The sequence below is a fragment of the Rathayibacter sp. AY1B8 genome, assembly GCF_002932775.1.
In the GTDB taxonomy this organism is placed as follows: domain Bacteria; phylum Actinomycetota; class Actinomycetes; order Actinomycetales; family Microbacteriaceae; genus Rathayibacter.
This window is the reverse complement of sequence record NZ_PSWJ01000011.1, coordinates 60,377-84,203: the sequence shown is the minus strand read 5'-3', so window position 1 is coordinate 84,203 and position 23,827 is coordinate 60,377. Positions and strand designations below refer to the sequence as shown.

Below are 23,827 nucleotides of genomic sequence, written 5' to 3'. Positions count from 1 at the left end.
GCGAGGGCCGTCCGGGCCTCCCTGCCTCCGTCGTGCTGCGAGCGCGTCCGCAACCGGGGCCGGGACGCTGCAGCGGGCGCCGAACGGGCCGGAGCGGGCGATCCGCCCTCGATCGCGGACGTGATCCAGGTCGGTCTCGGCGGCGGGCCCCCCGCCCCGACCCGGCGGCTCGCCGGGAACGACGGAACGGCCGGCCCCCCGCAGGGAGCCGGCCGTCCGGCCTCGCAGGATCTACAGGCCCTGGGAGAGGCGGTAGTACGCCGCGTTCGAGCGGATGTCGGACTCGAAGCCGCGGAGGGTGGTCGACTCGTCGATCACCAGGAGCTCGACGCCGGCGATGCGGGCGAAGTCCTCCCACGCCTCCAGGCCGATCTGCGTCGTCATCACCGTGTGGTGCGCGGCACCGGCGGTGATCCAGGCGGCGGCGCTGGTGCCGAAGTCCGGGGCCGGCTGCCAGACGGCGCGGCCGACGGGCAGGTGCGGCAGCGTCTGGGGCGGCTCGACGTTCTGGACCTTGTTCGCGACCAGGCGGAAGCGCTCGCGGACGTCGCTCAGGGCGACCACCACGGCGGGGCCGGCGTCGGCGGTGAAGACCAGGCGCACCGGGTCCTCGCGGCCGCCGATGCCCAGCGGGTGGATCTCGAGCGAGGCGCGCTTCGACGACAGGGACGGCGACACCTCGAGCATGTGCGCGCCGAGGATGAGCTCCTCGCCGGGCGTCATGTCGTAGGTGTAGTCCTCCATCAGGCTGGTGCCGCCGGGGAGGCCGGCGCCCATGACGGCGGCGATGCGGATGAGGACGGCCGTCTTCCAGTCGCCCTCTCCGCCGAAGCCGTAGCCGTCGGCCATGAGGCGCTGCACGGCGAGTCCGGGGAGCTGGCGGAGCCCGCCGAGGTCCTCGAAGCTGTCGGTGAACGCCTCGAAGCCGCCCTCCTCCAGGAACGAGCGCAGGCCGATCTCGACCGCGGCGCCGTAGCGGAGCGACTCGTGGCGCTCGCCGCCGGGGAGCAGCTCGGGGACCACGTCGTAGCTCTCGAGGTACTCGGCGACGAGGGCGTCGATCTGCTCGGAGGTGGCGGCGTCGACGCGCTCGACGAGCTCGTTCACGCCCCAGGTGTTGACGCTGACGCCGAGGCGGATCTCGGCCTCGGTCTTGTCGCCCTCGGTGACGGCGACGTTGCGCATGTTGTCGCCGAAACGGGCGACCTTCATGCTCTGCGAGGCGGACCAGCCGGCGGCCGCGCGCGACCAGGTGCCGATGGCCTCGGTGACGCGGGCGTCGCTCGCGTGGCCGACGACGGTCTTCCGGGGCACGCTCATCCGGCTGAGGATGTAGCCGTGCTCGCGGTCGCCGTGCGCGGCCTGGTTGAGGTTCATGAAGTCGAAGTCGATGTCCTGCCACGGCAGGGCGACGTTCGCCTGGGTGTGGAAGTGCAGCAGCGGCTTGGCGAGCGCGTCGAAGCCGTGGATCCACATCTTCGAGGGGCTGAAGGTGTGCATCCAGGTGATGACGCCCACCACGGAGTCGTCGGAGTTCGCCTCGATCATGGTGCGGCGGATGGCGTCGGAGCTCTTCAGCACCGGCTTCCACTCGACGGTCACGGGGATCGCGCCCGCCTCGTTCAGCTGCGCGACGACGGCCTGCGACTGCTCGGCGACCTGGCGGAGGGTGTCCTCGCCGTAGAGGTCCTGGCTGCCGGTCAGGAACCAGACGGTGCGGGTGGCGAGGTCGGGGATGATGCTCTGGTACACGCTCATGCGATGGCTCCGGTGGGGTTCTGTCCGTAGACGTTCTGGTAGCGGTCGAACAGGGCGTCGATCGACTCCTGCGGGATGGGGACGAGCTCGCCGCCCTGGCGCGCGAGGTGCACGGTGCGGGCGACGTCCTCGGCCATGACGGCCGCCTTGACGGCGTCCTTCGCGTCCTTGCCGATGGTGAAGACGCCGTGGTTCTGCATCAGGACCGCGCGCGAGCGGTGGCCGCTGAGGGTCGCGACGATGCCGCGGCCGATGGAGTCGTCGCCGATGATCGCGAACGGGCCGATGGGGATCTCCCCGCCGAACTCGTCGGCCATCGCGGTGATGACGCAGGGGATCGACTCGGCGCGGGCCGCCCACGCGGTCGCATAGGTGGAGTGCGTGTGCACGACTCCGCCGACCTCGGGCATCTCGCGGTACACGTAGGCGTGCGCCGCGGTGTCGCTGGAGGGGCTGCGGTCGCTGCCGGGGGTGCCGGGGACGACGTTGCCGTCGAGGTCGCAGAGGATCATGTTCTCGGGCGCGAGGTCGTCGTAGGAGACGCCGCTGGGCTTGATCACGAAGAGGTCGGCGCCGGGCACGCGGCCCGAGATGTTGCCGCCGGTCCAGATGACGAGGCCGTAGCGGACGAGCTCGGAGTGCAGCCGCGCGACGTCCTCGCGGACGCGGGCGATCGCCTCCTCGACGGCGGGGGTCTGGGTGGTCATGCGGTGGCTCCCTGGTTCTGCGGGTCGGTGAGGGTCTCGACGGCGGTCTGCTCGACGGCGAGGCCGGCGCGGTAGCGCTCGAGGTAGGCGGAGAAGCCGGCGACGTCGTCCGCGTCGGGGGCGACGGTCTCGAAGCCGGAGTCGCCGAAGACCTGATCGGTGAGGTACGCGTCGAGCGCGACGCCGCTCTGCAGGCGGTAGGCGGCGAGCACCGCCATGCCCCACGGGCCGCCCTCGGAGGCGGTCGCGGCGACCGAGACGGGGGCGTCGAGCGCGCCGGCGAGGAAGCGCTGGGCGACCCCTGCGGTGCGGAACATGCCTCCGTGCGCGAACATCTCGTCGATCCGGACGCCCTCGCCCGCGAGGACGCGCATGCCCAGCGCCAGGGTGCCGAACACGCCGTAGAGCTGCGCGCGCATGAAGTTGGCGAGCGTGAGGCGCGAGTCGGGGGTGCGCACGACGAGCGGGCGGCCCTCGACGAGCCCGGCGATCGGCTCGCCCGCGAGGTGGTTGTAGGCGAGCAGTCCGCCCGCGTCCGCCTCGCCCTCGAGCGCCTCGGCGAAGAGGGTGCCGTAGACGGCGTCGCTGTCGGAGGGTCCGCCGGACGCGGCGGCGAACCGCGAGAACAGGCCGACCCAGCCGGCGAGCTCGCTGGCTCCGTTGTTGCAGTGGACCATCGCGACGAGGTCGCCGGCGGGGGTCGCGACGAGGTCGAGCTCGTGGTGCACGCTCTCGAGCGGGCCCTCGAGGACGACCATGGCGAAGATGCTGGTGCCGGCGCTGACGTTGCCGGTGCGCGGGGCGACGGAGTTGGTCGCCACCATGCCGGTGCCGGCGTCGCCCTCGGGCGGGCAGGCCGGGGCGCCGGGCCGGAGGGAGCCGGTGGGGTCGAGCAGAAGCGCGCCCTCGGCGGTGAGCGAGCCGGCGTCGGCGCCCGCGGGGAGCACGGCGGGCAGCAGCTCGCGCAGCGGCTTCACGGCGCCGGCCGCGCGCTCGTCGTAGAGGTCGACGACGCGCTGGTCGTAGTCGCGGGTCGCCGGGTCGGTCGGGACCATGCCGGAGGCGTCGCCGACTCCGAGGACCTTCTCGCCGGTGAGGCGCCAGTGCACGTATCCGGCGAGGGTGGTGAGGAAGTCGATCCGCTCGACGTGCGGCTCGGAGTCGAGGACCGCCTGGTGCAGGTGCGCGAGCGACCAGCGCAGGGGGATGTTGGCGCCGAACAGCTCGGTGAGCTCGGCCGACGCGGGCCCGGTGCTGGTGTTGCGCCAGGTGCGGAAGGGGACGAGCAGCCCGCCGTCCGCATCGAAGGGGAGGTAGCCGTGCATCATCGCCGAGACGCCGAGCGCCCCGACGGAGGAGAGCTGCACGCCGTGTCGCGACGAGGCGTCGGCGACGAGGTCCGCGTAGGCGGCCTGGAGGCCCGCGTGGACGGCGTCGAGGGAGTAGGTCCAGCGGCGGTCGACGAACTGGTTCTCCCACTCGTGGCTGCCGACGGCCAGGACCACGGACGGGTCGGCCGCGTCGACCAGGCACGCCTTGATCCGGGTGGAGCCGAGCTCGATGCCGAGGGCGGTGGCGCCGCTCGTGATCACGTCGGCGGGGGTGGGCCTGCGCTGGTCCATCATGCTCCTCGCTCGGGCGATGTGACCGTTCACAAAGCCCCGGGTCAGCGTAGGCGAAACGGCTCGGGGTCGGCAAGCGAGGGGCCGCCCGACGGGGTCCGACTGCTCCTCCTCCGCCGCAAGCCCCTTCCGCCGGGGCCGCCCGCTTGGTCGCATGAGGCATGCGTGAGATCAGACTCGTCAGACTCGTCACCCGCCTCGAGAACGCCGCCGCCCTCGATCCGCTCGTCGGCCGGGTGAAGCGGGCCGTGAACGCCGTGGTCCGGCCGCAGCCGGTGCGGGACGTGCTGCACGGCGTCCCGGTCGGCCACCCCGTCCATCCGCTGCTCGTCCTCGTGCCCACCGGCGCCTGGGTGTCGGCGGCGGTGCTCGACCTGCTGCCGGGGAACCAGCGGGCGGCGCGGACCCTCGTCGGCGTCGGCGTGATCAGCGTCCTGCCGACCGCCGCCTCCGGCTTCACCGACTGGTCGGAGCTGCACGAGCAGCAGACCCGCGTCGGGCTGGTGCACTCGGCGGCCAACGTGGTCGCGACGGGCCTCTACGCCGCGTCGTGGGTGCAGCGCCGCCGCGGGCGCACCACGAGCGGGAAGGTGCTCGGGATGCTCGGGCTCGCCGTCGTCTCGGGCGGCGGCTACCTGGGCGGCCACCTCAGCTACCGGCAGGCGGCGGGGGCGAACCACGCGGAGGACGTGCCGCACCGCTTCCCCTCGGGCTGGCAGGAGCTCGGCGCCCTGGCGGACCTGCCGGAGCGCACGCCGGTGAGGAGGGAGGTCGCGGGCCTCCCCCTGCTCGCCTTCCGGCGGGGCGAGCGGATCGACGTGCTCTCGAACGTCTGCAGCCACCTCTCGGGCCCGCTCGACGAGGGCGAGGTCTCGGCGGACGGCTCGGGGGAGGCGTGCGTCGCCTGCCCGTGGCACGGCAGCGCCTTCTCGCTCGAGACCGGCGAGGTGCTGCGGGGGCCGGCCACCTCGCCGCAGCCGCGGTTCGAGACGCGGGTGCGCGAGGGGCGCGTGGAGGTGCTGCTGCCGCACGCGGGGTGAGGCGGGGGCCGGTGCTGCTCAGGCCTGAGCCGTCGACGCCCGCTCCACCAGCACCGGCGGCACCGGGCGGTCGACGGCGGGCTCCTCGCCGCGCAGCTCCGCGAGCACGACCCCGATCGTGCGGCGGCCGACCTCCGCGAAGTCCTGGCGGATGGTCGTCAGCGGCGGCTGGTAGTGCGCCGCCTCGGGCACGTCGTCGAAGCCGACGACGCTGAGGTCCTCGGGCACGCGCAGTCCCCGCTCGGTGCAGGCGTGCAGGAGTCCGAGGGCCATCTGGTCGTTGCCGGCGAACACCGCGGTCGGCCGGGGCGAGGAGTCGAGGAGGCGGAGGCCGGCGCGGTAGCCGGACTCGGCGCTCCAGTCGCCCTCCACGACGGCGACAGGGTCGAGGCCGGCCGCGCTCATCCCGGCGCCGAAGCCCTCGAGCCGCGCCTGCGCCTCCACCCAGTGCTGCGGACCGGCGAGGTGCGCGATGCGGGTGTGGCCGAGGCCGACGAGGTGCTCGGTGGCCAGTCGCGCTCCGGCCGCCTGGTCGACGAGGAGCAGGGAGTCGGCGCCGCGGTCCGTCGCGCCGAGCGTCACCGAGGGGACGCCGATCGCGAGGCTCTCGATCGCCTCCAGCGCGCGCTCCTGCGGGGCGAGGACCACGATCGCCTCCACCGACTCCCGCTGCAGGTGGGCGAGGCCGTCGGCCAGCGACTCCGCGTCCGGCGCCGCGTTCACGACCGGGACCCGGTAGCCCGCGTCGCGCGCCGCCTGCTCGATCGCGGCCATCGCGGTGGCGGTGCCGTAGAAGCTGTGGCTCTCGGCGGCGAGGATCCCGATCAGGCCGGAGCGGCTCGTCGCCAGGGCGCGAGCGGCGGCGCTGGGGCGGAAGCCGAGGTCCTCGATCGCGGCGAGCACGCGCTCCCGGGTGCGCGGCCGCAGCTGGGGGCTGTCGTTGAGCACGCGCGAGACCGTCTGGTACGACACTCCGGCCCGCACCGCGACGTCGCGGATGGTCGGCGCGCGGTCGAGGGGCATGGCCACACCGTAGCGGTGCGTGCGACCCCGCCCCCTCCCGCGAGACGCCTCCCGGGTGCGCGTTCGTCGGCGGGTCGCGTACCGGAGCGGCGTCCCGCGGGCGCGGGTCAGGGGCCGCCGAGCCAGTGGTCGATGCGGTGGTGGTCCGGGGTGAAGCCGTGGTCGACGCCCCAGAGGACGGCCTGCGTGCGGCTGGTCGCGCCGATCTTGCCGTAGACGCTGCGGATGTAGGACTTCACCGTGTTGGGGCTGAGGTAGGTGAGCGCGGCGACGTCGGCGTTGCTCTTGCCCTGCGTGATGAGCGCGAGGATCTCCGACTCCCGGTCGGTGATGCCCTCGTGGCGGCCCGGCCAGTCGAGGCCCGGTGCGCTGCCCGCCCGCCGCGGAGGATCGCTGACGACGACCTCGCCCGCCGCCACCCGCTCGAGCGCGGCCACCAGCTCCCGCGCCGGCAGGGTCTTGGAGAGGTAGCCGTGGACGCCCTGCTCGAGGGCGTCCGCGACGAGCGTCGGCGCGAAGTTCCAGGTGTAGACGACCACGTGCTCGGCCCGCTCGTTGCGCACCAGCTCCGCGATCTCGTGGTGGTCCGACTCCGGCTGGGCGAACGAGTCGTAGAGGACGACGTCGATCCGGTCGGAGAGGGAGGCGTTCGCGTCGATCTCGGCGACGACCACCCGGTCGCGGTAGTGGTCGAACATGTGCGCGAGGCCCGTGAGGACGACGTCGTAGTCGTCGACGAGCGCGACGGTGAGGGGCGCACGGCGGGTCATGGTCGGACGCTACCGCACGGCTCGTCGGGGCGAGCACACCCCCAGGGGTGTACCGCCGCCTCCTCCGGGGTGGTTGCGTAGCCACCGGTCCCGCAACCGCGGAACCGATCAGCGGGCCCCCGCCCGCACAACGGAAGGACGACCGCCATGCTCGGTCTCATCATCAGCCTCATCGTCGTCGGACTCATCGCAGGAGCGCTGGCCCGCCTCATCGTGCCCGGGAAGCAGAGCATCAGCATCGGCATGACCATCGTGCTCGGCATCGTCGGCTCGTTCGTCGGCGGCTTCCTCGGCTTCCTGATCTTCCAGCACGACCCGATGGACGGCTTCTTCCAGCCCGCCGGCATCATCGGCTCGATCATCGGAGCGATCATCGTCCTGCTCGTCTACACCCGCTTCGCCGGCCGCTCCGCCGCGCGCCGCTGACCCGCAGCGCACGGCGACAGCGAGGTCGCTGCCGACCCGCGCTCCGCGGGCGTGCAGGCACCACGCTGACCGGCGGCCCCGGCCCGGCTCCCTCCACGGGCCGGGCCGTCGTGCTGTCCGCGGGGTGCCCGGGCGTCGACCGCGGTCTCCGACGCGGCGTCCGCGGGTTCCGACGCTCCGTCCGCGGAGCCCGCGCCGCGTCCTCCGACCTCCGCGGATCAGCGGCGGAGTCCGTGGCTGTCGCGTCGGTGGCTGCCGAGGCCGTCGCCGCAGAGTCCGCAGCCGCGCAGTCCGTCGCCGCCCAGCCGCTGCGCACCGGGGTGCGCGATGCTCGGGCGATGCCGCTCGTCGTCCCCGATGCCCTCGTCCCGCTCGCGCTCCGGCTCGCCCGTGCGAACCGCACCTTCGTCAGCGCGGAGGGAGCCCGTCGCCGCATCCGGGAGCGTGCGCTCCGTCCCGCCTCCTACGGCCCGCCGCCCCGCCTCCGGCCCGGCGTGCGCGTCGACGTGGAGCAGGTCGGCTCCTGGACGGTCTACACGATCCGCCCGCGGGTGATCCGCGGCGGCGTCGTCTACGTCCACGGCGGCGGCTGGGTGAACGAGATCGCGCCCCAGCACTGGTGGCTCGCCGCCCGCATCGCCGACGAGGCCTCCGTCGCGGTGACCCTCCCGATCTACCCGCTCGTGCCCTTCGGCACGGCGCTCGAGGCGCGCGATGGTGTCCGCGCCCTGGTGCTGCGGAGTCTGGAGCGGCACGGGGCGACCTGCCTCGCCGGCGACTCTGCGGGCGGCCAGATCGCCCTCTCGACGGCCCTCGCCCTGCGCGACGAGGGGGTGGTCCTGCCGCGCACGACCCTCGTCTCGCCCGCGCTCGACCTCTCCTGGAGCAACCCGCGGATCCCCGAGGTGCAGCCGACCGATCCCTGGCTCGGCACCCCGGGCGGTCGCGTCCTCGCCGAGAGCTGGCGCGGCGCCCTCGACCTGCTCGATCCCGTGGTCAGCCCGCTGTTCGGCGACCTGGCGGGCCTCGGCCCCCTCACCGTCTTCACGGGCACGCGTGACGTCCTCAATCCGGACGCCCACGTGCTGGCCGAGCGGGCGGCGGCCGCCGGGGTCCCGTTCGAGCTCCACGAGGCCGTCGGGCAGGTCCACGTGTACCCGCTCGTGCCCACGCGGGCCGGCCGCGAGGCGCAGCACGACCTGGTCGAGGGGCTCCGCGCGGCGGTCTGATCGGAGGCTCGCCCGGGCGTCCGGCAGGCTCCTCTCAGTCCGTCTTCCGGACGGCGGACGGCGCCGCCGCCCGCTCGTCCACGACGTCGAGGCGAGCCAGCGCGTTCGCCGTCCCTCGGCGGCCCCGTGTCGCGACCAGGCCGATCATCGCGGCCGCCGCGAGGACGAAGGCGAGCAGCGACCAGAACCCGCCCTCGACGGCGAGCAGGGTCGACCAGCCGCCCGATCCCGCCGCCCAGCGCACGAGCCGCTGCCAGAGGAGCGGTCGCGGCTCGGGACGCAGGCGCACCACCGTCTCGCCGAGGGTCCGTCCGGACCGCAGCACGATCACCAGCTGGAGCAGCGGAGCGACGAACGGCAGGGCTCCGACAACCACGTCCCCGGGGCTCGAGCGCGTGTCCACCCCCGCGAGCACGAGGCCGACCCCGGTGATCGAGACGAGCGTGCCCGTGATGAGGCTCAGCGCGAGAACGTCGCAGAACATGCCGAACGCGCGGCGGCGGATCGTGACCGGGCGGGCCAGCTCCGGCACCGCGCCCTCGGTCCGGCGGGTGAAGAGGAGGAGGACGGGGGAGAGGAGGGTGCCGAGCAGGGCGCCGGCCGTGTTGGCCAGCAGGTCGTCGACGTCGAAGAGCCGGTAGGCGCACGGGTAGAGGAACCAGTCGCCCGTGAGCTGCGTGACCTCGATGAGGAGCGAGACGGCGAAGCCGACGACGGTGCCGCCGATCAGCCCGGCGACGAGGCGCCCGCGCAGAGCGAGGTGGCGGACGAGCATCCCGAGGGGGACGAAGAAGACCACGTTCAGGAGCACCTGCGCGGACGCGGGGTTCGTCAGCAGCGCGCGGGGCCCGTCGATCCCGCCCTCCTTCGCGATGTCGCCGACGAAGGCGAACAGGCGCAGCTGCGGACCCGATCCGGTGCGGCAGGCGGCGGCGACCGTCGCCTCGTCGGGCAGGGGGAGGAGCGTGTAGGTGACGAGGGCGAGCGCGTAGACCACAGCGGCGAAGGCCAGCACCGCGTTGCCGATCCCGAGGACGCCGCGGCGCCGGTACTGCAGGGCGGCCCAGGGCACGAGGCCCACGAGGGCGACGGCGGAGCCGAACAGGAGGGCGAGCACGGCGGAGGTCATGCGTCGACAGTAGGAGAGCGGAGGCCGATCCCCACCGACAGGCGCGTCGGGGATCTCCGCCAGCGCGATTCGTCCCTCCCCAGCGCGGGATCCGGGCGGTCCTCCACGGATCCGAGCGATCCCCGCCCGCCGCCTCCACGCCCTGCTAGCGTTTCCTGGGTCGCGTCCAAGAAACGCGTGCACCCCCGACCCCTCCACGAAAGACGTCATGCCGCTGCGCTCCCGCCTCCTCGCCCTCCCCGCCGCCGTCGCGGCCGCCGCGCTCCTGCTCAGCGGCTGCACCGCCGAGACGTCCGACGCCTCCAGCACCCCCGTCGACGGCGGGACCCTGACCTACGCGTCCGGCGACGCCGAGCCCACCTGCCTCGACCCGCACGTCGGCGGCAACTACCCGCAGGCGCTCCTCGCGACGCAGGTGCTCGAGTCGCTCGTCTCGCGCGACGCCGACGGCACCATCACGCCGTGGCTGGCCGAGTCGTGGACCGTCTCGGACGACGCGCTCAGCTACGACTTCACCCTGCGCGAGGGTGTGACCTTCACCGACGGCACCGCCCTCGACGCGGAGGCGGTCGCCTCGAACATCGCGCACCTGCAGGACCCGGCGACCAAGTCCTCCACCGGCTACCTCGCCGTGGCGAAGGTCGCCTCCGTCACCGCGGTCTCGCCGACCGTCGCCCGCTTCACCCTGACCGCGCCGGACAGTGCGCTGCTCGAGTCGCTCGCGCAGCCGTGGACCGCGATCGAGTCGCCCGCCGGCATCGCCCGCGGCGAGGCGGCCAACTGCGAGGCGCCCGTCGGCACCGGCCCCTTCACCGTCTCGGAGTGGGTCAAGCAGGACCACGTGACCCTCACCCGCAATGAGGCCTACGACGCGTCGACCGGCCCGACCGGGGACGGCCACGAGGGCCCCGCGCACCTGGCGAGCATCACCTGGCGCTTCATCCCCGACTCCGCCACCCGCTACGCGGCGCTGCAGTCGGGCGAGGTCGACGTGCTCGACAACGCCCAGCCCGACACTCTGAAGGCCGCGACCGGAGCCACGGACCTCGTCGAGCTCGACGCGCCCCGGCCCGGCTCGGTCAACCGCCTCGAGCTCAACTCCGGCCAGGCGCCGTTCGACGACGAGTCCGTCCGCGAGGCGTTCGTCCGCGGCGTCGGCGTGAACGACGCGATCGACTCGCTCTTCTTCGGCACCGCCGAGCGCTCCTACTCCCCGCTGTCCAGCCGCGAGGCGACCGCGTACTCCGACCCGTCGCTCTTCGAGGACGCCGGGTCCGACTCCGAGACGGCCGCCGCCGAGGACCTGCTCGAGAAGGCCGGCTGGGTGGACTCGGACGGCGACGGCATCCGCGAGAAGGACGGCACGCCGCTGACGCTGCGCTTCCCCGTCAGCACCAACCAGTCGATCCCGGCCGAGCAGTCGCTGTTCGAGCAGATCCAGGCCTCGGCGAAGACCCTCGGCTTCGACGTGCGGATCAGCCTGCTCGACCTGTCGAGCTGGTACACCGCGCTCGCGTCGAACGAGTACGAGCTGGTGAGCGCCCCGTACACGAAGGTCGGACCCGACGTGCTGCGGATCCTCTACTCCTCCTCGGGCATCACCCCCGCGCCGAGCGGCTACTTCGCCAACCACGCGCAGATCGCCGACCCCGCGCTCGACTCGCTGCTCGAGCAGGCGAGCGCCACGACCGACGAGGACGCCCGCGCCGACCTGTACGAGCAGGCCCAGCGGATCGTCCTCGAGGGCTACTGGATCCTGCCGCTCTACGACCAGCAGAACCACTACCTGCACCGGTCGGCCGTCCAGGGCCTCGTCGCCCTCGACACCGTGTCGACCCCCTGGTTCGCCGACGCCTGGGTCTGACCCGGCTCCGCAGAGCCGCCTGCACCGATCGATGAGCGGACGCATGGCGGTCGAGTAGCCGCCGCGGCGGCGCACCGAGACCCCGCGATCGGGATGGGCAGATCTCGATGCGCCCGCTCCGCGGGCTGCTCGATCAGCAGGGATCCGTCCTCCATGCTGGTCGAGTAGCCGCCGTCGGTCGCGCATCGCGTGCTCCGGAGGGAAGGGACCTCGACGACGCCCCCCTCCACCGCCCCGACCAGAGAGGACGCCCGCCCGCATGATCCGCCGCGTGCTCCTCCGCCTCGGCGGCGCCCTCGTGGTGCTGTGGGCCGTCGCGACCGCCGTCTTCGTCCTCATCCGCCTCGTCCCCGGCGATCCGGCGCAGGCGATCCTCGGCGGTCCGGGCTCGCAGGCGTCGCCCGAGGCGCTCGCCGCGGTGCGGGAGCAGTACGGCCTCGACCAGCCGCTCCTCGTGCAGTACCTGGTGCAGCTCGGCAGGCTCGCGCGCGGCGACCTCGGCACCTCCTACTCCCTGCGCACTCCCGTCGCGCAGATCCTCGGCGAGCAGCTGCCCGGCACCCTCCTGCTCGCCGTGCTCGCGCTCACCGCCGCATGGATCCTGGCGCTCGCGACCGCCCTCTGGTCGACCCAGGGCGGCCGCCTCGCCGCCGCGGTCGGGTCCGGCCTCGAGCTCACGGCAGCCGCGCTCCCGCACTTCTGGCTGGCGACCGTGCTGATCGCCGTCTTCGCGACCGCGCTGCGCTGGCTGCCCCCGGTCAGCACAGGGTCGCCCGTCGGGCTGGTGCTGCCGACGCTCACCCTCGCGATCCCGCTGGCGGGCTTCCTCGGCCAGGTGATGCGCCGCTCCCTCCTCGACGCGCTGGAGTCGCCGTTCGTGCTCGCCGCTCGGGCGCGCGGCGAGGGCGAGCTCGGCGTCCGCGCCCGCCACGCGCTGCGCCACGCGGTGCTGCCAGGGGTCTCGCTCTCGGGCTGGGCGTTCGGCTACCTGATCGGCGGGGCCGTGGTGGTCGAGACGATCTTCGCGAGGCCGGGGCTCGGCCGGACTCTGCTCGCGGCGGTGACCGTCCGTGACGTGCCGGTGGTGACGGGTGTCGTGCTGGTCACGGCGCTGGCGTACATCGTCGTGACCCTCGCCACCGATCTGCTGACGCGCGTGATCGACCCGCGGCTGGCCCGGCGGGAGGCGGTCGCGTGAGCGAGCTCGAGCTGCGCGCCGCCCGCCCGCTCCGCCGGGGTCCCTCCCGCCTCCGCGCCGGCGAGGTGCTGGCCGCGTTCTTCGTCGTGCTGCTCCTGCTCGCCGCCGTCGCGCCCGGGCTGCTCGCCCCCTCCGATCCGCTCGCCGTCGCCCCGCGCGACGCCTTCACCCCACCGGGTGCCGCGCACCTGCTCGGCACCGACGAGTCCGGTCGCGACGTCCTCAGCCGCCTCATCGCGGGGGCCGGCGCATCCCTCCTGATCGGCGCCAGCGCCACCGCGATCGGCCTCGTCCTCGGCGCGGTGCTCGGGGTGGTCGCGGCGTTCGGCGGCCGCGTCGTCGACGGCGTGATCGGCCGCGTACTCGAGGTGCTCTTCGCCTTCCCCGCGCTCCTGCTCGCGCTGCTCGTGATCGTGGTCACGGGTCCCGGAGTCGTCCCCGCCACCATCGCGGTCGGCCTCTCGACCGCGCCGGGGTACGCCCGCATCCTGCGCACGCAGCTGCTCGGCATCCGCGACTCCGGCTACGTCGAGGCGGCGCGCGTGCTGGGGCACGGACCCGTCCGCATCCTCGTCCGGCACGTCCTCCCCAACACCTTCGGGCCGCTCGCCGTGCTGGCGACCCTCGGCGTCGGCCAGGCGATCGTCTGGGCCTCGGCCCTCAGCTACCTGGGCCTGGGCGCCGAGCCGCCCGCGCCGGAGTGGGGCGCGATGCTCTCGGCGGGCCGCACCTACCTCGCGAGCGCGTGGTGGCTGACCGTGTTCCCAGGACTGGCGATCGTGCTGACCACGATCGCGACGACGATCCTCGGCGGGCGTCTGCGGGGTGCGCGGTGAGCGCGGTCGTCGTCGAGGGGCTCCGGGTCGCCTTCGACGGAGTCGAGGTGGTGCACGGGGTCTCGTTCCGCGTGGACCCGGGGGAGTGCGTCGCGATCGTCGGCGAGTCCGGGTCCGGCAAGAGCGTCACCGCGCGAGCGCTGCTGGGGCTGAGCGGAGGCGCCGTGACCGGGAGCGTCCGCGTCGGCGGTACCGAGGTGGTCGGAGCGGGCGAGCGGGAGCTGCGGCGGCTGCGCGGCGGATCCGTCGGCTTCGTCCCGCAGGACGCGCTGCTCTCGCTCGACCCGCTGCGCCCGATCGGCCGCGAGATCGGCGACGTGCTCCGCCTCCACGGCCGCCTCCCCGCGGCCGAGCGCGCGCAGCGGACGGTCGAGGCCCTGGCGAGCGTCGGCATGCCGGAGCCGGCCGAGCGGATGCGGGAGCGCTCGGGCGACCTCTCCGGCGGGCTCCGCCAGCGCGCCCTCCTCGCGGCGGCCGTGGCGCTCGATCCGCCGCTGCTCGTCGCCGACGAGCCGACCACCGCGCTCGACGTCACCGTCCAGGCCCGCGTGCTCGAGCTCTTCGCCGAGCAGAAGGCGCGCGGCCGGGCGCTCGTCCTGGTCTCGCACGACCTCGCGGTGGTGGCGGGCCTCGCCGACCGCATCCTCGTGCTGGCCGACGGCCGCGTGGTGGAGGAGGGGACCGCGGCCGAGGTGCTGCGCGCGCCCCGCAGCCCCGAGGCCCGCGCGCTCGTGGCCGCCGTCCCCGCCGGGCGACCGCGCGGCTCCCGGCTCACCGACCCGACCGCACCGGCGACTCCGCCCGAGACCCCCGGGGAGGTCGTGGTCGCGGCCCGCGGACTCGCCGCCCGCTTCCCGCTGCCCGGCGGAGGAGTGAGGGTCGCGGTCGACGACGTCGACCTCCGGCTGCGGCGCGGCGAGACCGTGGGGCTCGTCGGCGAGTCCGGGTCGGGCAAGAGCACGGTGGCCCGGCTCGTGCTGGCGCTGCGGCGTCCGGACGCGGGCGCCGTCGAGCTGTTCGGCGAGCCGTGGTCGGCAGCGACCGAGCGCTCCCGCCGTCCCCGCCGCCCGCGGATCGGCGCCGTCTACCAGGACAGCCTCTCCTCGTTCGACCCGCGCTGGAGCGTCGGCCGCCTCCTCCGCGACGCCGGCACAGCCTCCGTGCCCGCGCTGCTCGAGAGCGTGGGGCTCGACCCCGCCCTGGAGCGGCGCTCGCCGCGGACCCTCTCCGGCGGTCAGCGCCAGCGCGTCTCGATCGCCCGGGCCCTGGCGACGCGCCCCGACGTGCTGATCTGCGACGAGCCCGTCTCGGCCCTCGACGTGTCGGTGCAGGCGCAGATCCTCGACCTGCTCGACGACCTGCAGCGCCGTCACGGCCTCGCCCTCCTCCTCATCTCGCACGACCTCGGCGTGATCGCCCACATGAGCGATCGCATCGCCGTGATGCGCGAGGGTCGGATCGTCGAGGCGGGGCCGGCCACGTCGCTCCTCGCCGTACCGCAGGAGGAGTACACGCGCCGCCTGCTCGCCGCCGCCCCTCGCCTCGAGCGCTGAGCCGTCCGCGGCGCGGCCCCCGCGCAAGCCCGCGCCGCGAATCCGCCGCACCTCCACCACGTGTCGGACCTGCGGCGTAGCGTTGCCGAGGTGATGCGCCCGACGACCCAGACCCTCGGCCAGCTCCGTGCCTCCGGGCACGTGCAGAAGAGCCTCCGCACCGAGATCCGCGACAACCTGCTCGATGCTCTGCGCGAGGGCCGCGACCCCTGGCCGGGCCTGCACGGCTTCGCCGAGACGGTCATCCCGCAGGTCGAGCGCGCCGTCATCGCCGGCCACGACATCGTCCTGCTGGGCGAGCGCGGCCAGGGCAAGACCCGCCTCCTGCGCACCCTCGTCGGCCTGCTCGACGAGTGGACGCCCGTCATCGCGGGGTCCGAGCTCGGCGAGCACCCCTACGAGCCGATCACCACGGAGAGCCGCCGCCGAGCGGAGGAGCTGGGCGAGGACCTGCCCGTCGCCTGGAAGCCCCGCGAGGAGCGCTACGTCGAGAAGCTGGCCACGCCCGACACCAGCGTCGCCGACCTCATCGGCGACGTCGACCCGATGAAGGTGGCCGAGGGCCGCAGCCTGGGCGACCCGGAGACCATCCACTTCGGCCTCATCCCGCGCAGCCACCGCGGCATCGTCGCGATCAACGAGCTGCCGGACCTCGCCGAGCGGATCCAGGTCGCCATGCTCAACGTGATGGAGGAGCGCGACATCCAGATCCGCGGCTACGTCCTCCGCCTCCCCCTCGACGTCCTCGTCGTCGCGAGCGCGAACCCGGAGGACTACACGAACCGCGGCCGGATCATCACGCCGCTGAAGGACCGCTTCGGCGCCGAGATCCGCACCCACTACCCGACCGCCCTCGTCGACGAGGTCGCCGTCATCCGTCAGGAGGCGGACCTCGTCGCGACCGTGCCCGATGCGCTCATCGAGATCCTCGCCCGCTTCACGCGGGCCCTGCGCGAGTCGAGCTACGTCGACCAGCGCAGCGGTGTCAGCGCCCGCTTCGCCATCGCCGGCGCCGAGACCATCGCCGCCGCCGCCCTGCACCGCGCCACCCGCCGCGGCGAGGAGGAGGCGGTCGCCCGCCCCATCGACCTCGAGACCGCCGTCGACGTGCTCGGCGGCAAGATCGAGTTCGAGTCGGGGGAGGAGGGCCGCGAGGACGAGATCCTCGACCACCTGCTCCGTCAGGCCACCGCCGAGACCGTCCGCGCCCACCTGCGCGGCGTCGACCTCGGGCCGCTCGTCGAGGCGGTCGAGAACGGCGCGATGATCACGACCGGCGAGCAGGTGACCGCCCGCGAGTTCCTGGCCGGCCTGCCGCTGCTGGGCGAGGCCCGCGTGTACGACGAGGTCGCCGAGCGCCTCGACGCCGTGGGGGAGGGGCGCCGCGCCGGAGCGGTCGAGCTCGCCCTCGAGGGCCTCTACCTCTCGCGCAAGCTGAGCAAGGAGACGGGCGGGGGCGAGGCCGTCTATGGCTGATGCTCCGCGCGGCAACCGGCGGCTGAAGCGCGACGCGCGCTACGCGAAGTACGACGGGGGACCCGATCCGCTCGCTCCTCCGGTCGACCTGAAGGAGGCCCTCGACGCGATCGGCGAGGACGTGATGGGCGGCACCTCGCCCGAGCGCGCCCTGCGCGAGTTCCTCCGCCGGGGCACCCGCGACCGCGAGGGCCTGGACGACCTGGCCGCCCGCGTCGCCGAGCGGCGTCGCGAACTCACACAGAGGAACAACCTCGACGGCACGCTCCGCGAGATCCGCGAGCTCCTCGACAGGGCCGTCCTCGCCGAGCGCAAGCAGCTCGCCCGCGACACGCAGATGGACGACGGCGACCGCGCGCTCGCCGAGATCCAGCTCGACAGCCTCCCGCCCTCGCCGGCCGCGGCCGTCTCGGAGCTCCGCGACTACCGCTGGCAGAGCCCCGAGGCGCGCGCCGACTTCGAGCGGATCCGCGAGCTCCTGGGCCGCGAGATGCTCGATCAGCGCTTCGAGGGGATGAAGCAGGCCCTCGAGAACGCGAGCGACGAGGACCGCGCCGCGATCGACGCGATGCTCCGCGACCTGAACGAGCTGCTCGAGGCGCACGCGCGCGGCGAGGACACCCCCGAGCAGTTCGACGCCTTCATGGAGCAGCACGGCGAGTACTTCCCCGAGGGCCCGGAATCGGTGGACGAGCTGATCGACGCGCTCGCCGCCCGCGCGGCGGCGGCCCAGCGGATGCGCAACTCGATGACCGCCGAGCAGCGCGCCGAGCTCGACGCCCTCGCCCAGGAGGCCTTCGGCACGCCGGAGCTCATGCAGTCCCTCGGCCGCCTCGACGAGACCCTGCGGGGGCTCCGTCCCGGCGAGGACTGGGGCGGCTCCGCGCGGATGGACGGCGAGCAGGGGCTCGGCCTCGGCGACGGGACGGGCGTGTTCCAGGAGCTGGCCGACCTCGACGCCCTCGCCGACCAGCTCGCGCAGACGGACCGCTCCTCCCTCGACGACCTCGACCTCGACCTGCTGGCGAAGCGCCTCGGCGAGGACGCCTCGGTCGACGCGCAGACGCTGAAGCGCCTGGAGCGGGCCCTGCGCGACTCCGGGACCCTGCGCCGCGGCTCCGACGGCCGCCTCGCCCTCAGCCCGAAGGCCATGCGCCAGCTCGGGAAGGCGCTCCTGCGCGACATCGCCGAGACCGTCTCCGGCCGTCAGGGCGCCCGCGACGTCCGGCGCGCGGGCGCGGCGGGCGAGCGCTCCGGAGCGACGCGCTCGTGGGAGTTCGGCGACACCGAGGCCTGGGACATCCCCCGCACGGTGACCAACGCCCTCACCCGCACCGCCGGCGAGGGCCGACCGGTCGGCTCCGGTGTGCGCATCCGGATCGACGACGTCGAGGTGCAGGAGACGGAGGCGCGGACGCAGGCCTGCGTCGCGCTCCTCGTCGACACGTCGTTCTCGATGGCGATGGACGGCCGCTGGGTGCCGATGAAGCGCACCGCGCTCGCCCTGCACACCCTGATCAGCAGCCGGTTCCGCAACGACGCGCTGCAGCTCGTCGCCTTCGGCCGACGCGCCGAGGTGATGGACGTCGAGCAGCTGGTCGGCCTGGACGCGGAATGGGACAAGGGCACGAACCTGCACCACGCGCTGCTGCTGGCCAACCGGCACTTCCGCAAGCACCCGAACGCGCAGCCGGTGCTGCTCATCGTCACCGACGGCGAGCCGACCGCGCACCTCGAGCCCGACGGCGGCGTCTTCTTCGACTACCCGCCGGACCCGCTGACCGTCGCCGTCTCGGTCCGCGAGCTCGACGCGTCGCTCCGCCTCGGCGCGCACACCACGTTCTTCCGCCTGGGTGACGACTCGGGCCTCGCGCGCTTCATCGACTCGCTCGCCCGCCGGGTCGGCGGCTCGGTGGTGAACCCGGAGGCGGAGGACCTGGGAGCGGCCGTCGTCTCCTCCTACCTCGGCGCTCGCGGCGCGGGTCCGGGAGGCGGCGGAGCGCCGGGCGAGGAGCTGTTCGGCCGCGGCTGGAGCTTCTGAGCGGTTCAGGAGGCAGGAGGGATCCGCTCCCGCGGCTGAGGATCAGCGCGTCCCCGTCGCTCCTGCGGCGTTCGTCCTGACCTCCGACCGCGCCCGGCTCAGAACAGCGGCCAGGGCACCGCGGGCATCCCGCCCCGCGGGCCCGGGAAGCGGCCGAAGGAGCCGAGCCGCTCGCAGCGCTTCGCGAACGCGGCGACCTCGTCCTCGGTGAGCAGCTCCGAGAGCGCCTCGCCGAGCGGTCCGTCGACCTGCGCGCGCAGGAGCGCCAGCGCCGTCAGCTCCTCCTCGAGCAGCGGTTCGCCGATCCAGCCCCAGAGGACCGTGCGCAGCTTGTGCTCGGAGTGGAAGGTGAGGCCGTGGTCGACCCCGTAGCGGTGGCCGTCGGGCAGCGCGAGCACGTGCCCGCCCTTCCGGTCCGCGTTGTTGGCGACCACGTCGAACACGGCCATCCGGCGCAGCGCCGCCGAGTCCTCGTGCACGAGGGAGATGTCCCGGTCCTCCTCGTCGCTGCCGTCGAGGACGTGCCGCCATCCGTCGGGCACGGCGTCGGCGGGCACCAGGTCGACCGCGTCCTGGTCCGGATCGATGTCCTGCCAGAGCTGGACCATGCCCGGCCCGAGCGGACCGTCGCGGAGCCACGTGCGCGGCACCACGTTCCAGCCGAGCGCCTCCGAGACGAGGTACGCGGCGACCTCGCGGCCCGCGAGCACGCCGTCCGGGAAGTCCCACAGCGGCTTCTCGCCCGAGATCGGCTTGTAGACGACGGACGTCTCGCCGAGCTGCGCGAGGAACGTCGCGTTCGAGGCGATCGTGATCCGGCCGGCCAGCTCCAGCTCGCCGTCGAGCCCGCCCGGGTCGCTCATGCGAGCGGGCAGTCGTGCCCGTCGGGATCCATCGGCTCGCCGCAGCGGGGGCAGAGCGGACGTCCGGCGCCGACGACCTCGAGGGTGCGCTTCGCGAAGGCGCGCGCCGTGCCGACCGGGATCTTCACCTGCAGCATCTCGGTGGGCTCGGGCTCCTCCTCGGAGTCGTCCTCCGCCTCGGTCAGCGGGTAGGCCTCGATCACGATCTGCGCGGTGGACGGGTCCCAGCCGAGGCTGAGACCGCCGACGCGGAACTCGGGCTCCACGGGCTGGTCGAGCGGGTCGTTGTCGACGAGCTCCGGGGGAGTGCCGGCGGGGACGCTGACCGGGTTGCCCTGGGCGGTCATCAGCTGGTCGAGGATCTCGTCGATCTTCTCGGCGAGGAGGGCCGACTGCTGCTTCTCGAGGCCGACGCTGACTACGCGGGGCCCGGTCTTGGCCTGGAGGTAGAAGGAGCGCGAGCCGGGTGAGCCGACGGTCCCCACGACGACGCGATCGGGCCAGTCGAATCCGTGCACGATCGGAGGCATGCCCCCAGTCTACGAGCGCCCGCCTCCGCGGTGGCTGCGCGTCGGGCTCGGGCGGCCTGCTGATCGAGCAGCCGTCTCTTCTGCTGACCGAGCCCCCCGCGGAGCGGGCGCATCGAGATCCACCGCCGCCGAGCACCCGCGTCCCTGCCGCTCGATCGAGCCCTGAAGCGGCCCTCCGGAACCCCGCCTACTCGTGCCCCGCCCCGCCCCCCACGGCGGCGTCCGCCACGGGGGCCGCCTTCCGCAGCCAGCCCAGGTCCCCGGCGTCCGTGTTCATCGAGACGACCTCCGGCCGCCCCGCGCCGTAGCGGATGATCGACACCGACGCCGGTCCGACGCTGAGCCTCTGGAACAGGTCGAGGTGCATGCCGAGCGCGTCCGCGAGGATCGCCTTGATCGTGTCTCCGTGGCTGACCGCCGCCCACACCGCGCCGGCCCCGTGCTCCTCCGCCACCGCCGCGTCGTGCCGGCGGATCGCCGACACGGCCCGGGCCTGCATCGCGAGCATCCCCTCGCCGCCGGGGAAGACCACCGCGGAGGGCTGGTTCTGCACCGTCGCCCAGAGCGGCTCCGTCGCGAGATCCCGCAGCGAGCGCCCCGACCAGTCGCCGTAGTCGCACTCGGTGATGCCCTTGTCGATCACCGTCGCCGGCGATCCCGTCTGCCGCTCGAGGACGAAGCGCGTGGTCTGCCGGCACCGCTCGAGCGGGCTCGACACCACGGTCGCGAGCTCGACCGCCGCCAGCCGCTCCCCGGTGCGCGCCGCCTGCGTGCGTCCGACGTCGTCGAGCCGCACTCCGGCGGTGCGTCCGGCGAGGATCCCCGCGGTGTTCGCGGTGGTGCGTCCGTGCCGGACGAGGAGGAGCGTGGGCATGGGGCCAGCGTAGGCGGCCGTGCTCCGCCCCGCCCCGTCGAGCCGCCGGGGCCGCGCCGGTGCGTTCCGCGCGACTCCATCGCGGGACGGATGCCCCGACCGCAGCGCCTGCCTAGGGTGGAGGAGCGGCCGCCCACCGCGGCCCGGAAGGGACACACATGGACGGGACGACGCCCCCCGGCATTCCCCAGGACGGCACGGACACCGAGAGCCCCGCCGCGCGCACCGCCGCCGACGGCACCGACTCCGCGCACACCGACTCCGCGCACACCGACTCCGCGACCCCCGCGTGGGCCGCCCCCGAGGCCTCCGGCCGCCACGGCGAGGTCGCCCTGCGGATCCGCGGCCTCCGCAAGCGCTTCGGCGACAAGGAGGCCGTGAAGGACATCGACCTCGACGTCCCCGCCGGGTCCTTCTTCGGGCTCGTCGGCCCCAACGGCGCGGGCAAGACGACGACCCTCTCGATGGCCACGGCCCTGCTCCGCCCCGACAGCGGCGTCGTCACGATCCACGAGGTCGACGTCTGGAAGGACACCCTCGAGGCGAAGCGGCTGATCGGCGTCCTCGCCGACGGCGTCAAGCTGTTCGACCGCCTCACCGGTCTCCAGCTCGTCACCTACTACGGTCTGCTCTGCGGGCTCGAGCGCTCCGTCGTCGTCGAGCGGACCGACGACCTCCTCGCCCTGCTCGGCCTCGATCCGGCCGACCGCACGCTCGTCGTGGACTACTCCGCGGGCATGACCAAGAAGATCGCGCTCGCCTGCGCGCTCGTGCGCGCCCCGCGCCTCCTGGTGCTCGACGAGCCGTTCGAGTCGGTCGACCCGGTCTCGGCGGCGAACATCCGCGACATCCTCACCGGCTTCGTCGCGTCGGGCGGCACGGTCATCGTGTCGTCCCACTCCATGGACCTCGTCGAGCGGATGTGCGACCGGGTCGCCGTCATCGCCGACGGCCGCGTGCTCGCCTCCGGCACCCTCGAGGAGGTCCGCGCCGGCTCCAGCCTCGAGGAGCGCTTCGTCGAGCTGGTCGGCGGCCGCACCCACCAGGAGGGACCGGCATGGTTGCGCATCTCCTGAGGCTGCGGCTGCTCCTGCTCCGCAACTCGCTGACGCGGAACGTGTGGCAGCTGATCGGCGTGATCCTCGGCGGTCTCTACGCGATCGCGGTGCTCGGCCTGGTCGCGGCCGGCCTGGTCGCGCTCGGAGGCACGGACCCGGCGTTCGCGAACGTCGCGATCGTCCTCGGCGGATCCGCTCTGATCCTCGGCTGGGTGCTCGGGCCGATCTTCCTGTCCGGCTCCGACCAGAGCCTCGACCTGCCCACCCTCGCGACGTTCCCGATCCCGCTGCGGACCCTCCTCCTCGGGCTCGCCGCCGCGGGCCTCGCGGGCATCCCCGGCGTGGTGACCACGCTCGGGGCGCTCGCCTCCGCCGCCGCCTGGTGGAGCCGTCCGATCGGGATCCTGCCCGGCCTCGTCGCCGCGGTGATCGGCGTCGCGACCTGCGTGGTCGCGTCCCGCCTGATCGGCGCGCTCACCACGGGCCTGGGCTCGAGCCGCCGCTACCGCGAGGTGATCGGCGGCGTCGTGCTCGTCGTCGTCATCCTGCTCGGACCGCTCTTCTTCGGCCTGACCAACGTGATCCGCGACGGCCTGGACGTCCTGCCCGTGATCGCGGGCGCCCTCGGCTGGTCGCCGCTCGGCGCGATCTGGGCCGTCCCCGGATCCGTCGTCGCGGGCGACTGGGTCGCGGCGATCGCGCGCCTGCTGATCGGGCTCGCGACGCTGGCCGTCCTCGTCTGGGCGTGGGCCCGGGCGCTGCGGCACGCGCTCGCGGAGCCCGCCGCGTCCGGCGCGCACTCCGCCTCCGGATCCGCGGGCCTCGGCCTGTTCGGGCGCTTCCCCGGCACCCCGACCGGCGCCGTCGCCGCGCGTGCCCTCGGATACTGGTGGCGCGACCCGCGCTACAGCCGCGGGCTCCTCGTCATCCCCGCCGTCGTCGTCCTCGCGGTGTTCTACTCCGCGATCGGCAGCGGCGGCGATACCTTCGTGCTGCTCTCGGCCGTGCTCGTCGGCCTGATCTTCGGCGTGACCCTCTGCGCCGACGTGTCGTACGACGGCACCGCCTGGGCGGCGCACGTCAGCTCCGGAGTGACGGGGTCGGCCGACCGCGCCGGTCGCGTCGTCGCCGCCGCGATCATCGGCGTCCCTGCGGTGGTCGTCGTGGCGGTGGGCACCGCGCTGTACGCGGGACGCGCCGACGCGATCCCGGCCGTGCTGGGCATGGCGCTGGCCCTCGTGCTCAGCGGGTTCGGAGTGTCGAGCGTCGCCTCGTCGCTCGTCGTCTACCCCGTGCCCGGGCCGGGGGACAGCCCGCTGAAGACGCCGCCGGGCTCCGGGATGATCTCGAGCGTCGTGATGCTGGGGAGCATGGCCGCGACCGGCCTGCTGGCGCTCCCGTCGATCGTCCTCGGCGCGATCTCGCTCATCGGCGGCGACCCGGCCTTCGGCCTGATCGGACTGGCGGCCGCCCTCGTGCTGGGCACCGTCTTCGCGCTGGTGGGCATCCGCGTCGGCGGTCGGATCGTCGACCGCCGAGCGCCGGAGCTGTTCGCCGCCCTCGTGACGATCGGCTGACGCGGGGGCGGGGCGCGGGGCCGGCGGTGCCCGCCCCGCTCCCCGTCACCGCCCCGCTCCTCGCCCCCGCGAGTGCGCGAAAGTTGTCGCACTCGAGCTCGAGTGCGACAACTCCTGCACACTCGCGGGAGCGCCGAGTGCCGAGTGCCAAGCACTCAAGAGTCGTCGTAGTCGAGCGCGAGCACGATGACTTCTGCGCACTCGAGGGTCGCTCGAGTGGACGAGTGTCGAGTCTCCAAGAGTCGTCGCAGTC

General features: G+C 74.2%; 20 protein-coding genes. 11 read left to right on the top strand and 9 right to left on the bottom strand.

Annotation, left to right across the window (positions count from 1 at the left end; genetic code table 11):
- Positions 1 to 231: 231 nt before the first annotated feature.
- Genes araA through C5C63_RS08870 form a run of 3 tightly spaced genes read right to left on the bottom strand, consistent with a single transcriptional unit; the run spans position 232 to position 4,087 of the window.
- A complete protein-coding gene (araA, locus tag C5C63_RS08880) occupies positions 232 to 1,758 on the bottom strand; it encodes an L-arabinose isomerase (RefSeq protein WP_104249666.1) in 1,527 nt (508 codons plus the stop codon).
- The gene (locus C5C63_RS08875; protein WP_104224687.1) at positions 1,755 to 2,465 is read right to left on the bottom strand and encodes an L-ribulose-5-phosphate 4-epimerase; all 711 of its coding nucleotides are present in this window, start codon (positions 2,463 to 2,465) and stop codon (positions 1,755 to 1,757) included. The genes araA and C5C63_RS08875 overlap by 4 nt, the downstream gene beginning before the upstream one ends.
- Positions 2,462 to 4,087, bottom strand: coding sequence for a xylulokinase (locus C5C63_RS08870; protein WP_104248018.1), 1,626 nt, complete (start codon positions 4,085 to 4,087; stop codon positions 2,462 to 2,464). The genes C5C63_RS08875 and C5C63_RS08870 overlap by 4 nt, the downstream gene beginning before the upstream one ends.
- A gap of 161 nt (positions 4,088 to 4,248) precedes the next feature.
- Between C5C63_RS08870 and C5C63_RS08865 the strand changes: the two genes are divergently transcribed.
- Positions 4,249 to 5,127, top strand: coding sequence for a Rieske 2Fe-2S domain-containing protein (locus C5C63_RS08865; RefSeq protein ID WP_104226053.1), 879 nt, complete (start codon positions 4,249 to 4,251; stop codon positions 5,125 to 5,127).
- A gap of 18 nt (positions 5,128 to 5,145) precedes the next feature.
- On the opposite strand, the gene C5C63_RS08860 is transcribed toward C5C63_RS08865, so the two are convergent.
- Positions 5,146 to 6,150, bottom strand: a complete 1,005-nt coding sequence (locus C5C63_RS08860) for a LacI family DNA-binding transcriptional regulator (protein ID WP_104225040.1) — start codon at positions 6,148 to 6,150, stop codon at positions 5,146 to 5,148.
- Positions 6,151 to 6,257: 107 nt separating this feature from the next.
- The gene (locus C5C63_RS08855) at positions 6,258 to 6,920 is read right to left on the bottom strand and encodes a response regulator transcription factor (RefSeq protein ID WP_104325882.1); all 663 of its coding nucleotides are present in this window, start codon (positions 6,918 to 6,920) and stop codon (positions 6,258 to 6,260) included.
- Between the two features lie 147 nt (positions 6,921 to 7,067).
- On the opposite strand from C5C63_RS08855, the gene C5C63_RS08850 reads away from it, so the two are divergent.
- The gene (locus C5C63_RS08850) at positions 7,068 to 7,346 is read left to right on the top strand and encodes a GlsB/YeaQ/YmgE family stress response membrane protein (protein ID WP_104225042.1); all 279 of its coding nucleotides are present in this window, start codon (positions 7,068 to 7,070) and stop codon (positions 7,344 to 7,346) included.
- Between the two features lie 233 nt (positions 7,347 to 7,579).
- Entirely contained in the window at positions 7,580 to 8,575 is a 996-nt protein-coding gene (locus C5C63_RS08845; protein ID WP_258065420.1) for an alpha/beta hydrolase, read from the top strand.
- A 34-nt stretch (positions 8,576 to 8,609) separates the two neighbouring features.
- On the opposite strand, the gene C5C63_RS08840 is transcribed toward C5C63_RS08845, so the two are convergent.
- A complete protein-coding gene (locus C5C63_RS08840; protein ID WP_181110584.1) occupies positions 8,610 to 9,704 on the bottom strand; it encodes a VanZ family protein in 1,095 nt (364 codons plus the stop codon).
- A gap of 208 nt (positions 9,705 to 9,912) precedes the next feature.
- Here C5C63_RS08840 and C5C63_RS08835 point away from each other — a divergent pair, with 208 nt between their 5' ends.
- From C5C63_RS08835 to C5C63_RS08810, 6 genes are all read left to right on the top strand, one after another.
- Positions 9,913 to 11,568 carry an ABC transporter substrate-binding protein gene (locus C5C63_RS08835; protein WP_104317136.1) on the top strand — a complete coding sequence of 552 codons (1,656 nt, stop codon included), beginning with the start codon at positions 9,913 to 9,915 and terminating at the stop codon, positions 11,566 to 11,568.
- A gap of 259 nt (positions 11,569 to 11,827) precedes the next feature.
- Positions 11,828 to 12,766 (top strand): ABC transporter permease, encoded by a 939-nt coding sequence (locus C5C63_RS08830; RefSeq protein WP_104325880.1) that lies wholly within the window; start codon positions 11,828 to 11,830, stop codon positions 12,764 to 12,766.
- Entirely contained in the window at positions 12,763 to 13,602 is an 840-nt protein-coding gene (locus C5C63_RS08825) for an ABC transporter permease (RefSeq protein WP_104295976.1), read from the top strand. Before C5C63_RS08830 ends, C5C63_RS08825 begins: the two co-directional genes overlap by 4 nt.
- Positions 13,599 to 15,155, top strand: a complete 1,557-nt coding sequence (locus C5C63_RS08820) for an ABC transporter ATP-binding protein (RefSeq protein ID WP_104325879.1) — start codon at positions 13,599 to 13,601, stop codon at positions 15,153 to 15,155. Before C5C63_RS08825 ends, C5C63_RS08820 begins: the two co-directional genes overlap by 4 nt.
- Before the next feature lie 93 nt (positions 15,156 to 15,248).
- Positions 15,249 to 16,631: a magnesium chelatase gene (locus C5C63_RS08815; protein ID WP_104325878.1), complete on the top strand. Its 1,383-nt coding sequence runs from the start codon at positions 15,249 to 15,251 to the stop codon at positions 16,629 to 16,631.
- Positions 16,624 to 18,672, top strand: a complete 2,049-nt coding sequence (locus C5C63_RS08810) for a VWA domain-containing protein (protein WP_104325877.1) — start codon at positions 16,624 to 16,626, stop codon at positions 18,670 to 18,672. The genes C5C63_RS08815 and C5C63_RS08810 overlap by 8 nt, the downstream gene beginning before the upstream one ends.
- A 98-nt stretch (positions 18,673 to 18,770) precedes the next feature.
- Here C5C63_RS08810 and C5C63_RS08805 read toward each other — a convergent pair whose 3' ends face one another.
- From C5C63_RS08805 to C5C63_RS08795, 3 genes are all read right to left on the bottom strand, one after another.
- Complete coding sequence (locus C5C63_RS08805) at positions 18,771 to 19,535, bottom strand: SCO1664 family protein (protein WP_104325876.1); 765 nt, start codon at positions 19,533 to 19,535, stop codon at positions 18,771 to 18,773.
- Positions 19,532 to 20,065 (bottom strand): DUF3090 domain-containing protein, encoded by a 534-nt coding sequence (locus tag C5C63_RS08800; RefSeq protein ID WP_104225051.1) that lies wholly within the window; start codon positions 20,063 to 20,065, stop codon positions 19,532 to 19,534. The genes C5C63_RS08805 and C5C63_RS08800 overlap by 4 nt, the downstream gene beginning before the upstream one ends.
- A gap of 187 nt (positions 20,066 to 20,252) precedes the next feature.
- Entirely contained in the window at positions 20,253 to 20,939 is a 687-nt protein-coding gene (locus tag C5C63_RS08795) for a histidine phosphatase family protein (RefSeq protein WP_104238837.1), read from the bottom strand.
- 158 nt (positions 20,940 to 21,097) lie between these two features.
- On the opposite strand from C5C63_RS08795, the gene C5C63_RS08790 reads away from it, so the two are divergent.
- Together C5C63_RS08790 and C5C63_RS08785 are read left to right on the top strand one after the other, a co-directional pair.
- Positions 21,098 to 22,015, top strand: a complete 918-nt coding sequence (locus tag C5C63_RS08790; RefSeq protein WP_104314997.1) for an ABC transporter ATP-binding protein — start codon at positions 21,098 to 21,100, stop codon at positions 22,013 to 22,015.
- Complete coding sequence (locus C5C63_RS08785) at positions 21,997 to 23,574, top strand: transporter (protein ID WP_104291761.1); 1,578 nt, start codon at positions 21,997 to 21,999, stop codon at positions 23,572 to 23,574. Before C5C63_RS08790 ends, C5C63_RS08785 begins: the two co-directional genes overlap by 19 nt.
- Positions 23,575 to 23,827 lie beyond the last annotated feature (253 nt).